Source organism: Mesorhizobium sp. B1-1-7 (assembly GCF_006442705.1).
GTDB classification, from domain to species: Bacteria; Pseudomonadota; Alphaproteobacteria; order Rhizobiales; family Rhizobiaceae; genus Mesorhizobium; species Mesorhizobium opportunistum.
Genome location: NZ_VFWQ01000010.1, coordinates 191,723 through 204,044 on the forward strand (window position 1 = coordinate 191,723; position 12,322 = coordinate 204,044).

Annotated in this window: 11 protein-coding genes; 8 read left to right on the forward strand and 3 right to left on the reverse strand. The window is 64.4% G+C overall.

Annotated features, from left to right (window positions below; translation table 11 throughout):
• Positions 1–171: 171 nt before the first annotated feature.
• Positions 172–954: an acetoacetate decarboxylase gene (locus tag FJ978_RS18920; protein WP_140573269.1), complete on the forward strand. Its 783-nt coding sequence runs from the start codon at positions 172–174 to the stop codon at positions 952–954.
• The gene (locus FJ978_RS18925) at positions 947–2,107 is read left to right on the forward strand and encodes a patatin-like phospholipase family protein (protein ID WP_013892714.1); all 1,161 of its coding nucleotides are present in this window, start codon (positions 947–949) and stop codon (positions 2,105–2,107) included. The genes FJ978_RS18920 and FJ978_RS18925 overlap by 8 nt, the downstream gene beginning before the upstream one ends.
• A 291-nt stretch (positions 2,108–2,398) precedes the next feature.
• Here FJ978_RS18925 and FJ978_RS18935 read toward each other — a convergent pair whose 3' ends face one another.
• Positions 2,399–4,000 (reverse strand): inorganic phosphate transporter, encoded by a 1,602-nt coding sequence (locus FJ978_RS18935; protein WP_140573270.1) that lies wholly within the window; start codon positions 3,998–4,000, stop codon positions 2,399–2,401.
• A gap of 93 nt (positions 4,001–4,093) precedes the next feature.
• The gene (locus tag FJ978_RS18940; protein ID WP_140573271.1) at positions 4,094–5,308 is read right to left on the reverse strand and encodes an ROK family transcriptional regulator; all 1,215 of its coding nucleotides are present in this window, start codon (positions 5,306–5,308) and stop codon (positions 4,094–4,096) included.
• 219 nt (positions 5,309–5,527) lie between these two features.
• Between FJ978_RS18940 and FJ978_RS18945 the strand changes: the two genes are divergently transcribed.
• From FJ978_RS18945 to FJ978_RS18970, 6 genes are all read left to right on the forward strand, one after another.
• The gene (locus tag FJ978_RS18945; protein WP_140573272.1) at positions 5,528–6,766 is read left to right on the forward strand and encodes an extracellular solute-binding protein; all 1,239 of its coding nucleotides are present in this window, start codon (positions 5,528–5,530) and stop codon (positions 6,764–6,766) included.
• A gap of 83 nt (positions 6,767–6,849) precedes the next feature.
• Complete coding sequence (locus FJ978_RS18950; RefSeq protein WP_140573273.1) at positions 6,850–7,734, forward strand: sugar ABC transporter permease; 885 nt, start codon at positions 6,850–6,852, stop codon at positions 7,732–7,734.
• Positions 7,734–8,579: a carbohydrate ABC transporter permease gene (locus tag FJ978_RS18955; protein ID WP_140573274.1), complete on the forward strand. Its 846-nt coding sequence runs from the start codon at positions 7,734–7,736 to the stop codon at positions 8,577–8,579. Before FJ978_RS18950 ends, FJ978_RS18955 begins: the two co-directional genes overlap by 1 nt.
• Complete coding sequence (locus FJ978_RS18960) at positions 8,576–9,598, forward strand: SIS domain-containing protein (RefSeq protein WP_140573275.1); 1,023 nt, start codon at positions 8,576–8,578, stop codon at positions 9,596–9,598. Before FJ978_RS18955 ends, FJ978_RS18960 begins: the two co-directional genes overlap by 4 nt.
• Positions 9,598–10,536: a PfkB family carbohydrate kinase gene (locus FJ978_RS18965; protein ID WP_140573349.1), complete on the forward strand. Its 939-nt coding sequence runs from the start codon at positions 9,598–9,600 to the stop codon at positions 10,534–10,536. The genes FJ978_RS18960 and FJ978_RS18965 overlap by 1 nt, the downstream gene beginning before the upstream one ends.
• Complete coding sequence (locus FJ978_RS18970; protein ID WP_140573276.1) at positions 10,523–11,608, forward strand: ABC transporter ATP-binding protein; 1,086 nt, start codon at positions 10,523–10,525, stop codon at positions 11,606–11,608. The genes FJ978_RS18965 and FJ978_RS18970 overlap by 14 nt, the downstream gene beginning before the upstream one ends.
• A 45-nt stretch (positions 11,609–11,653) precedes the next feature.
• Here the strand turns inward: FJ978_RS18970 and FJ978_RS18975 are convergent, their stop codons facing one another.
• Positions 11,654–12,187 carry a TetR/AcrR family transcriptional regulator gene (locus tag FJ978_RS18975; protein ID WP_140573277.1) on the reverse strand — a complete coding sequence of 178 codons (534 nt, stop codon included), beginning with the start codon at positions 12,185–12,187 and terminating at the stop codon, positions 11,654–11,656.
• Positions 12,188–12,322: the final 135 nt, after the last annotated feature.

Consider the following 12,322-nt stretch of genomic DNA (forward strand, 5'->3'; position numbering starts at 1 on the left):
GTCGATGCGATTACAGCCAGACGACACCGCTGGCACGGCCCCTCGCCCCCTTCGAAACCATGGTCGTGAGCCTGACACGGCCCTGTCATGGTGCCGTGCAACATAATCGCTTGCGCATTCGCGCGGTCATTCCTGACGAAAATATTGCCCGAAGAACCTTGGGGGTGCAGCTTGGAAATCGCCGATGTCGTGAAGCGCGCCTATGCGATGCCGCTGACCAACCCGTCCTTCCCGCCAGGGCCCTATCGTTTCTTCGACCGTGAATACATCATCATCACCTATCGCACGACGCGTGAGGCGCTCGAGGCGGTCGTGCCGGCGCCGCTGGAGATCGACGAGCCGCTGGTCAAGTACGAGTTCATCCGCATGCCGGACTCGACCGGCTTCGGCGACTACACCGAGACCGGTCAGGTCATCCCCGTGCGCTACAAGGGCCAGCATGGCGGCTACGTCCATTCGATGTATCTCGACGACGACGCGCCGATCGCCGGCGGCCGCGAGTTGTGGGGTTTCCCGAAGAAGCTGGCCAACCCCAAGATCATCCATGAGGGCGAGGTGATCGTCGGCACGCTGCACTATGGCAGCGTTCTGTGCGCTACCGGCACCATGGGCTACAAGCACCGCGAGGCCGACCACGATTCCGTGCTCGCAGCGCTCGCCGCGCCCAATTTCCTGATCAAGATCATCCCGCATGTCGACGGAAGCCCGCGCATCTGCGAGCTGGTGCGCTACTACCTCACCGATATCACGCTGAAGGAGGCCTGGACGGCGCCGGCAGCGCTCGATCTCAGACCACACGTCATGGCCGACGTGGCGAAGCTGCCGGTGCTCGACATCGTATCCGCCGTTCATTTCAAAGCCGACCTGACGCTGGGACTGGGCGAGGTGGTCCACGACTATCTCGGCGATCACCGCCTGTCCGCCGCCAACCAGCTGGAGAAAGCCCGTGCTTGAACGCAACCGCAAGAAGGAGGCCACCGCCACCATCGAGGAAATCTCGGCGCAATACGACCGTATCGCGCTGGTGTTTCAGGGTGGCGGCGCGCTCGGCGCCTACCAGGCCGGGGTCTACCAGGCGCTGGCCGACGCCGGCTGCGAGCCGACATGGCTGTCCGGCGTGTCGATCGGCGCCATCAATGCGGCGATCATCGCCGGCAATGAGTCAAGCCGTCGTCTCCAGCGTCTTGAGCAGTTCTGGCAAACGATCTCGGGCCGCAAGATCTGGTCCTATACGCCCGAAGGCGATATCTATCGCGATATCCGCAACCGCACCTCCTCGTGGATGACGATGACCATGGGCCAGCCCGGCTTCTTCAAGCCGCGCAGCCCCAATCCCTGGTTCGAGCAGCAGGGCGCCGAGGGCGCCACCAGCTTCTACGACACCGCCGAGTTGAAGGACACGCTGGAAAGCCTGATCGACTTCGACGTGCTGAACGACGGCAAGAAGCGGCTGAGCGTCGGCGCGGTCAATGTCCGCACCGGCAACTTCGTCTATTTCGACACTGACAAGGTCCGCATCGGACCGGAGCACATCATGGCCAGCGGCGCGCTGCCGCCTGCTTTCCCAGCGATCCGCATCGAGGGCGAGTATTACTGGGATGGCGGCATCGTCTCCAACACGCCGCTGCAATATCTGCTCGACCAGGAAGAGGACCGTTCTTCCCTCGTCTTCCAGGTCGACCTGTTCAGCGCCCGCGGTGTCCTGCCGCGCAGCATGCCCGACGTGCTGTCGCGTCACAAGGACATCATGTATTCCAGCCGCACGCGCCAGAACACCGACAACTTCAAGCGCATCCATGGCCTGAAGATGCGCCTGCTCGACGCGCTGAAGCGGGTGCCCAAGGAGCAGCTGACGCCGGATGAGGAAGTGCTGATCGCGGACTATTCCGACGCCGGCATCGTCAACATCGTGCACCTGATCTACCAGCACAAGGGCTATGAAGGTCACGCCAAGGACTATGAGTTCTCCGGCACCTCGATGCGCGAGCATTGGGAGACAGGCCTTGAGGACACCCAGCGCACCTTGCGCCATCGCAAATGGCTGACCCTGCCGACCAATGTCGATGGCGTTGCCATCCACGATCTGCATCGCGAGGATCCGACCTAGAGTCGGGCAAGGGCGGTACCCGCAACAATCCCGCCGTCGAGTTCCTTCACACCCCCCTCTGTCCTGCCGGACATCTCCCCCGCAAGGGGGGAGATCAATGAGGGCTGCGCCTTCGCCAATCTCCAATAGCTCTCAAGACTGGCGGGGCGCATGAACTGCTAATCTCCCTCCTTGCGGGGGAGATGGCCGGCAGGCCAGAGGGGGGTGCTGTCCCGCGACGCTTCGGGATGAACAAGAAAAAGGCAGCGCCGGCGACCGGCGCTGCCTTTTTTCTGAAAGTACATGCTCCGCTCAGAACACCTGGCGGAAGACGATGAACAGCACGAAGGCGAGCGCGATCGAGCACGGCAGGGTCAGCACCCAGGCCAGCAGCAGGTTGCGCACCGTCGACCACTGCAGGCCCGAACCGTTGGCGGCCATCGTTCCGGCGACGCCCGACGACAGCACATGGGTTGTCGACACCGGGAGGCCGAGCCTGTCGGCCATGCCGATGGTCACCATCGCCACCAGTTCGGCGGCCGCACCCTGGCCGTAGGTCAGGTGGCTCTTGCCGATCTTCTCGCCGACGGTGACCACGATGCGCTTCCAGCCAACCATCGTGCCAAGGCCAAGCGCCAGGGCGACGGCGATCTTCACCCACAACGGGATGAACTTCGTCGCGTTGTCGACCGCCTTGTGGTAGTCGGTGACCGCCTTGAGATCGGCCGCTTCCATCGGCAACAGCTTTTTCTTGTCGATCAGCTTGAGCGCCTCGCCGATCAGATAGATGTCGTTACGGGCGTTGCTGACGAGATCGGTCGGCACGTTGTCGACCGAGGCATAGGGCTGCAGCCCGGCGGTCGTGTTGTGGATATAGGTCTGCAGCGCCACGGTGGTCTGGTCGCTCCAGGTCCGGGTGCGCACTGCATCCTGGACAGCGGCCTTGGCGTCGGCGACGGTGATGCCGGGCTTTGCATATTTGCCGAGCGCCGTCTCGACATTGACGGAGGCCGACTTGTAGGCTTCGAGGTAGTTGATGTCGGGCGTCCTGTTCAGCGCATAGGCCGTCGGCACCACGCCGATCAGGATCAGCATGATCAGGCCCATGCCCTTCTGGCCGTCATTGGAGCCGTGCGCGAAGCTGACGCCGGTGCAGGTGAAGATCAGCAGAGCGCGGATCCACCAGGGCGGCGGGGCATTGCCCTTCGGCGCCTCGTAGAGCGCCGGATTGCGCACCAGAAGCTTCATCACATAGAGCAGGATGGCGGCGGCGAAGAAGCCGACGATCGGCGATACCAGCAAGGTGGTGCCGACATTGGTCGCCTGCGACCAGTCGACGCCGCTGGTGGCGCTGCCGGCCGGCGCCATGAACTGATTGGCGAGGCCGACGCCAATGATCGAGCCTACCATGGTGTGCGAGCTCGAGGCAGGCAGGCCGAGGAACCAGGTGCCGAGGTTCCACAGGATGGCGGCAACCAGCAGCGCGAACACCATGGCAAAGCCCGAGGAGGAACCGACCTGCAGGATCAGCTCGACCGGCAGCAGCGACAGGATGCCGAAGGCGACCGCGCCGCTGGAGGTGAGGACCCCGAGGAAATTGAAGACGCCCGACCACATGACGGCGAATTCGGCCGGCAGGGAGCGCGTGTAGATGACGGTCGCCACCGCATTGGCGGTGTCGTGGAAGCCGTTGACGAATTCGAAGCCGAGCGCGATCAGCAAGGCAATGCCGAGCAGGATCCATGGCACGGTCTTGGCCACCGCCAGATCCTGGCTGAGCGCGTAGGCGACATAGACGATGCCAACCAGCACCAGCACACCGAAGGCCGGCAGGAACCACTTCGCGCCACCTGAATGATCCAGCGGATGCTCCGGTCTCGGAATGCCCGCCTCGCTAGAAACTATGTCCACCATGTCCCACTCCTATTGCATTGCAGCAAAGAACTGGGAAAGACGCTATGTCCGGACGATGAACCCTGTGTGACGCCGGGTAGACCCCTGAAGCTCCTAGGCCGGACCGGAGCTTGTCTTCAGGATTGCCGAGAACAGCGGATCGAAGGCGCGGCTGATCGGCGCCGCCGCGGCACCGAGCGCGATCGACCAAGGGTCCGTTGTGCCGAGCTGCAGGCGTGGCAAGGTCCGGCCTGGCCGGTCGGCGATCGACGGCAGCAGCGGATGCATCGCTTCGACCAGCCGGCGGGCCAGCGCTTCCGGTGCGCCGCTGGTCAGGATGACGGTCTGTGGATCGAAGATCGTCTCGATCAGATGCACGCTCCAGCGCAAATCATGCGCCGCGCCGTCGATCCAGGCCATCATCCCAGGATTCCCGCCCAGGACCAGGGCATTCATCTGCTCGTAGATATCGCTGTCCGCCGGGTTGAGGCCGAGATGCTGGTAGAGCGAGGCCAGCGATGCGCGATGTTCGAGCGGTGTCGAGCCGGGACCGGCCGGCGACAGCAAGGCCATGCCGATTTCGCCGGCATTGCCGTGGCCGCCGCTGTAGAGTTCGCCATTGAGGATCAGTCCGGTGCCGATGCCGTAGCCGACATAGAGGCAGACCGCGTGATCGACGCCATGCGCCGCGCCCACGATGCGTTCCGCCGTCGCACAAGCGGCGGCGTCGTTCTGCAGGCCGACATTCAGCCCCGTGCCTTTGGCCAGCGTCTCCAGCAGCGGAAACTTCTGCCAGGCCGGCATCATCCATTTGTCGTCCGAATCCTTCAGCCCGAAAGGGCCGGGCATGGCCACGCCGAGACCGACCAGCCGTTTCTCCGACTGCGAGGAAATCCCGGCCAGGTCGCGCCGGACGCCGTCGATCAGGCCGAGGATCACCTCGACGCCCTTCGAAGGCTCATCGAACGGCAGGTTTGCCTCGGCGCGCGCCAGCACACTGCCCATCAGATCGACCGCGACCGCCCGCGTCAGGTAGCGGTCGATCTGCAGGCCGATGGCGAAGGCGCCTTCGGGAACCAGCCTGTAGGGTGTCGAGGGCTGCCCCCTGCCCTTGCGCACCGCATCGAGCGCCACGACAAGGCCGTCGCTTTCGAGATCCTCGATGATGTTGGAAACCGCCTGCTTGGTTAGCTGCGTCGCCCGCGCCAGGTCGGCGCGCGACAGGGCACCATTGAGGCGCAATGCCTCGATCATCACACGGCGGTTGTGCGCGCTGGTGCCTTCCTGATTGGTGCCGCTTTTGGCGCGGATCGGGCTGATGTCATCCATCGGCGTTTCCCCTCTTGACTCCATTAGAATATTGATCGACTAATTAAGTCAAGCGAGTTGACTTAATGCGAACCGAATGCCGCAAAACAAGATGGCCAGGGCCTCGGCCCGTCGCCACCGGGCAGCCGGGTGATCATCAGGTCACGCGACATGGATCCGGGAAGACGGTGCGAAATATCGGCACCGCCGGCCCATCAACGCCGGAAATGGGAGAAGAAGATGCTTAAGACAATCACCAAAACACTGGTCGGCGCGGTCTTCGCTGGCGGACTGTTCGTTCCGCACGCTTTCGCCGAAACCACGCTCAACGCGCTTTTCATGGCGCAGGCCGCCTACAGCGAGGCCGATGTGCGCGCCATGACGGATGCCTTCACCAAGGCCAATCCGGACCTCAAGGTCAATCTCGAATTCGTCCCCTATGAAGGCCTGCACGACAAGACCGTGCTCGCCCAGGGCTCGGGCGGCGGCTACGACGTCGTGCTGTTCGACGTCATCTGGCCAGCCGAATACGCCACCAACAAGGTGCTGGTCGACGTGTCGTCCAAGATCACCGACGACATGAAGAAGGGTGTGCTGCCCGGCGCCTGGACCACGGTCCGCTACGACGGCAAATATTACGGCATGCCCTGGATCCTCGACACCAAATACCTGTTCTACAACAAGGAAATCCTGGAAAAGGCCGGCATCAAGGCACCGCCGAAGACCTGGGAAGAGCTCGGCGCTCAGGCCAAGATCATCAAGGACAAAGGCCTGCTGAAAACGCCGATCGCCTGGAGCTGGTCGCAGGCCGAGGCCGCGATCTGCGACTACACCACGCTGGTCAGCGCCTATGGCGGCGACTTCCTCAAGGACGGCAAGCCGGACTTCCAGAACGGCGGCGGCCTCGAGGCGCTGAGATACATGGTCGACAGCTACAAGTCCGGCCTCACCAACCCGAACTCCAAGGAGTTCCTGGAGGAGGACGTGCGCAAGGTTTTCGAAAACGGCGACGCCGCTTTCGCCTTGAACTGGACCTACATGTACAACATGGCCAACGATCCGAAGGACTCGAAGGTCGTCGGCAAGGTCGGCGTTGTGCCGGCGCCGGGCGTTGCCGGCACCAGTGAGGTTTCGGCCGTCAACGGCTCGATGGGCCTCGGCGTCACGGCTGTCTCGAAGCATCCCGACGAAGCCTGGAAGTACATCGAGTTCATGACCTCGCAGGCGACGCAGAACCAGTATGCCAAGCTCTCGCTGCCAATCTGGGCCTCATCCTATGACGACCCGGCCGTCACCAAGGGCCAGGAAGAGCTGATCGCCGCCGCCAAGCTCGGCCTGGCCGCCATGTATCCGCGTCCGACCACGCCGAAATACCAGGAGCTGTCGACCGCGCTGCAGCAGGCGATCCAGGAATCGCTGCTCGGCCAGTCCTCGCCGGAAGACGCCCTGAAGACCGCCGCCCAGAACAGCGGCCTCTGAACTCGTCTTGTTCTCAGCACGGGCGGCCTAAGTGCCGCCCGTGCTATGTCTGAAATCACCATGAATGAAGAGAGGCTGCTCTGATGTCGGGCACCTGGATGACGACCCGTGCTTGGTTGCTGATGCTGCCGCTGCTCGTGGTCATGATCGCCGTCATCGGCTGGCCGCTGGTCGATACGGTCAGCCTTTCCTTCACCGATGCCAAGCTGGTCGGCACGGGTGGCGATTTCGTCGGCTTCGACAATTACACGAAGATGCTGTCGAGCGCGAATTTCTCGCGCACGCTGGTCACCACGGCGCTGTTCGCGGTCATCTCGGTTGCCGCCGAGATGGTGATCGGCGTTCTCGCGGCTCTTTTGCTCAATCAGGAATTCCGCGGCCGTGCCATCCTGCGTGCCCTGATGATTCTGCCCTGGGCGTTGCCGACGGTGGTCAACGCCACCCTGTGGCGGCTGATCTACAATCCTGAATATGGCGCGCTGAACGCGGCTCTCACGCAACTCCATCTGATCGACGCCTATCGCTCCTGGCTTGGTGAACCCGGCACGGCGCTGGCGGCCCTGATCGTCGCCGACTGCTGGAAGAACTTTCCGCTGGTGGCGCTGATTGCGCTCGCCGCCCTGCAGGCGGTGCCGCGCGACATCACCGCCGCCTCGCTGGTCGACGGCGCCGGGCCCTTCAACCGCTTCCGCTTCGTCATCCTGCCCTACCTCGCCGGCCCGCTGATGGTGGCGCTGGTGCTGCGCACCATCGAGGCGTTCAAGGTCTTCGACATTATCTGGGTGATGACCCGCGGCGGCCCGGCCAACAGCACGCGCACGCTGTCGATCCTCGTCTACCAGGAGGCCTTCTCCTTCCAGCGCGCCGGCTCCGGCGCGTCGCTGGCGCTGATCGTCACGCTGCTCGTGACGGTGCTCGCCGTCGCCTATGCGACGCTGGTCAGGAAGACCGCCGGGAGTGCCGCCTGATGGAACGCAAGAGCCTCGGCTTCACCATCTTCATCCACGCCTGCGCATTGCTGCTCGCCGCGATCATCCTGGCGCCTATCGCCTGGCTGTTCATCATGAGCATATCGCCGGCCGCCGACCTTGCCGCCAAGCCGCTGCGCTGGTGGCCGCAGGCCGCCGACTTCTCGCGCTACCGGCAATTGCTGTCGACCGCTGAAAACAGCGCCGGCGCCGCCTTCACCTCGTCGCTGCGCAACAGCCTGGAGATCGCCGGCATGGCGACGCTGGCGGCATTGGCCCTCGCCATCCCCGCCGGCTGGGCGGTGTCCCGCACGCCGGCGATCGGCTGGTCGCTGTCGATGGTCATCGCCACCTACATGCTGCCGCCGGTGGCGTTGGCCGTGCCGCTCTATATGGGCCTGTCGCATCTCGGCCTGCTCAACAATGTCTTCGGCCTGGCGTTGGTCTACCTGACCATCCTGGCGCCCTTCACCACCTGGCTGATGAAATCGGGCTTCGACTCCATCCCGCGCGAAATCGAGGCGGCGGCGATGATCGACGGCGCCGGCCTGTTCCAGACCCTGCGCATCATCACTCTGCCGCTCGCCGCACCGGCAATGGCGACCTCGGCGCTGTTTGCCGTGCTGCTCGCCTGGGATGAATTCTTCTATGCGCTGCTGTTCACCTCCGACCAGCGCGCCAAGACCCTGACCGTCGCCATCGCCGATTTGGCCGGCGGCCGTGTTTCCGATTATGGGCTGATCGCCACCGCCGGCGTACTCGCCGCTCTGCCGCCGGTGCTGATCGGCCTGGTCATGCAGCGGGCGCTGATTTCGGGCCTGACCAGCGGCGGTGTGAAAGGATGATGATGACTGCGACAAAAACCCGGCCGGCCGGACTGGCCGCGATCGACCGCGAAATGGCGCGGCAGCATGCCGACGCGCGCACTTCGTTCGAACAGAACGCCGCCGTGGCGCAACAGGTCGCCGCCGCGATCGGGAAGACCGGACGCCTGCTTCTGCTCGGCATGGGTGGTTCGCATGCGGTTGGGCGCGCCGTCGAGCCGCTCTATCGCGCGCGCGGCATCGATGCCCTGGCGCTGCCGCTTTCCGAACAGCTCGGCCAGCCCCTGCCGCTGGCGGGACGGACGGTGCTTGTCACCTCGCAATCGGGCGAGAGCGCTGAGGTCGTCAGGTGGTTTGCAGAGGCCGGCGGTACCGTCGATGTTTTCGGCCTGACCCTGGAAAGCACCTCCTTCCTGGCGCGCACGGTGCCTTGCCTCGTCGGCGCCGGCGGCACCGAACTGGCCTTTGCCGCGACCCGCAGCCTGACCGTGAGCTTCGCCTTGCACCTGGCCATCCTTGCAGCCCTCGGCGACGACCCGGATGCCGCGCTCGGCGCGCTGGACCAGCCGCACGATACGGACATCAAACAGGCACTTGTGGCACTGGAAAAAGTGACCGCCATCGTCGCCTCGGGTCGCCGGCTGCAGGGCGTCGCCGAGGCTCTGGCGCTCGGCCTCACCGAACTGTCGCGGTTGCCGTGCTTTTCACTCGAAGGCGGCCAGTTGCGGCATGGGCCGATGGAGATGCTCGGCCCGCGGATCGGCGTCATCCTGTTTCGCGGCAACGATCCGACGGCGGACCTGGTGACCGCCATGGCCACCTCCGTGGTCGAGGCCGGCGCGCCGCTCGTCATCTTCGATTCGTCTGAGCTCGCGCCGGTCGTGGGTGCGGCCACCCTATCTTTCAAACCGGCTTCCGGTATGGCCGCCATCTTTGCCATGCTGCCGGTCGCCCAGCGCCTGATGATCGCTTTCGCCGATGCCCGTGTCGACAATGCCGGCACGCCTGTTCGCACCACCAAGATCACCAGGAGCGAATGATGCGTCCACTTGCGGTGATCGGCAACGTCAATGTCGATTTGATCGTCGGCCCGGTCGCGCCATGGCCGAAGGCGGGAACCGAAACCGTCGTCGATCATGACGAATTGCGCGTTGGCGGCCAGGCCGGCAACAGCGGACTGGCCTGGCAGGCGCTGGGCGTCGACTTCGCTATTGCCGCCAATGTCGGCGACGACCAGTTCGGCCGCTGGCTTCGCGAGGCTTTCGCAAGCCGCGCCGAAAAATGGCCGGTGCGTCCCGAAGGCACGACGCTGTCGGTCGGCATGACCCATCCGGATGGCGAGCGGACCTTCTTCACCACGCGCGGCCACCTGCCGCGCTTCAGCCTTGCCGACGTCCTGTCCGTTCTGGACGGCAACGCGCTTTCTGGCGGCTACGCGCTGCTCTGCGGCTCTTTCCTGACCGAAGACCTCACGCGCGACTACGAGGCGTTTTTCGACTGGGCGGACGGCCACGGCATTGCCGTCGCGCTCGACACCGGCTGGCCGATCGACGGCTGGACCGAAGCCAACTGCGCCGCGGCAAGGGCATGGCTCTCGCGCTGCCACCTAGCCCTTTTCAACGAGGTCGAGACGGTGACGCTGGCGGCAACACCAAGCCCGGTGGAAGCCGCGCGCGAAATCCGCTCCAGCATGCGGCAGGGTGCGACCTTCGTCGTCAAGCGCGGGCCGCAAGGCGCCATCGTCATCGATCCGGACGGGAACCTCGTCGAAGCCACGGCGCCTGATGTCCGCGTCGTCGACACGATCGGTGCCGGCGATGTCTTCAACGCCGCCTTCCTGGCGGCCCTCGCCCAGGAACGGCCGCTGTCCGCCTGCCTTCGCGCCGCGACGCATGTCGCTTCGCGCGCCATTTCCACTCTGCCCCGCAACTATGGCGGGCCGATGCATCTCGAGGAGCCCATGCATGAGCGCGCTTGAAATCCGCGGCATCCGCAAGAGCTATGGCAGCGTCGAGACGCTGAAGGGCATCGACATCGCGCTGCAGAGCGGCGAATTCCTGGTGCTGCTGGGCTCGTCCGGCTGCGGAAAGTCGACGCTGCTCAACATCATCGCCGGGCTCGCCGAAGCGACAAGCGGCGATGTGCTGATCGGCGGACACTCGATCCTCGGCGTTCACCCCAAGAACCGCGACATCGCCATGGTCTTCCAGTCCTATGCGCTCTATCCGAACCTGACCGTGCGCCGCAACATCGGCTTCGGGCTCGAGATGCGCGGGGTTGCGGCCGATGAGCGCGAGACGGCCGTGAACGAGGCGGCGAAACTGCTGCAGATCGAGACCTTGCTCGACCGCAAGCCGAGCCAGCTTTCCGGCGGCCAGCGCCAGCGCGTCGCCATCGGCAGGGCGCTGGTGCGCAAGCCGCAGGTCTTCCTGTTCGACGAGCCGCTGTCCAACCTCGACGCCAAGCTGCGCCTGGAAATGCGCACCGAGCTGAAGCGGTTGCACCAGATGTTGCAGACCACCGTCGTCTACGTCACCCATGACCAGATCGAGGCGATGACGCTGGCGACGCGCATCGCGGTGATGCGCGACGGCAGGATCGAACAGCTCGGCACACCGGAAGAGATCTACAACGAGCCGGCAACGCTCTACGTCGCGGGCTTTGTCGGCGCACCGTCGATGAACATGCTTCAGGCCATCGTCACCGGCGGCAAACTGGCCGTTGCCGAGTCCGATGTGCTGATGCCTCTGCCCGCGCGCTATGCGAACGCGGCTCGCGAAGGCGCTCCCGTTATCGTCGGCATCAGACCCGAAGCGCTTCGCGTGGCGAGCGACACCGCGACGGAACTGTCATTGCCCGTGGAGATCGAGGTTGTCGAATTGACTGGCCCCGAACTGGTCACGACGGCACGGATCGGCACGCAAAGGCTAACCGCTTGCCTGCCGCCGCGAGCCCGGGTCGCCAAGGGCGAAAAGCACAATCTCACCTTCGATGAAACTGCGCTTCGCCTATTCGACCCTTCGACAGGCAAGGCCCTGCCAACGGCCTGAGACAAGCCGCGCACGGGGCAGCGCTGTCGGCTCGCACCGCCCCGACTATTTGGCGATCTCCAGCAGGGTGGAGACCAGCAGTTCCCGCTCGTCTTTCGACAGCACATCGGAATCGAAGAGGTTCATGCTGCGCAGCCCCTCGATGGCGAGATAGCAGACCAGCAGCGATTTGAGGTCTGATGTTTCGCCCTTCAGCCGTTCGAAAAGCTGGCGCTTGAAAGTCTTGATCGGCGTCATGAAATCGGGATCCTCGGCGATCGCCGAAAAGATCCAGGACGCCGAGGGCTGCTTTTCCTCGCAGTCATTGGCCGACAGCCTGATGTAGACGGCGAGCGGGTTTTTACCCCCGCCATTGCTGTTGGCGGCTTCCAACGCGCGCTCGAATTCGCGCAGATAGTCCTCGACCAGCCCCTGCATCAATTTGGCCTTGGTCGGAAAATTGTAGAGCAGCCCGCCTTTCGACACGCCGGCGCGGCTGGCGACGGCCTCCAGCGAGAGGCTGCCGGGTCCGGTTTCCCGGGCAACATCTGCCGCCGCGGCGAGAATCTTCTCGCGCGAATTCGGTCGTTGGGCTCTCATGGCGCCTCCCTTGGCGAGCTTAGGCCCAATTGACAAGACCGTCCAGACGGTACAGTAAGACCGCCGCTATTTGAAATCGGGGCCTGCAGTCGATATGTGTCCCGATGTCCGCGCTTTGCGCCGGATTTCGACTGA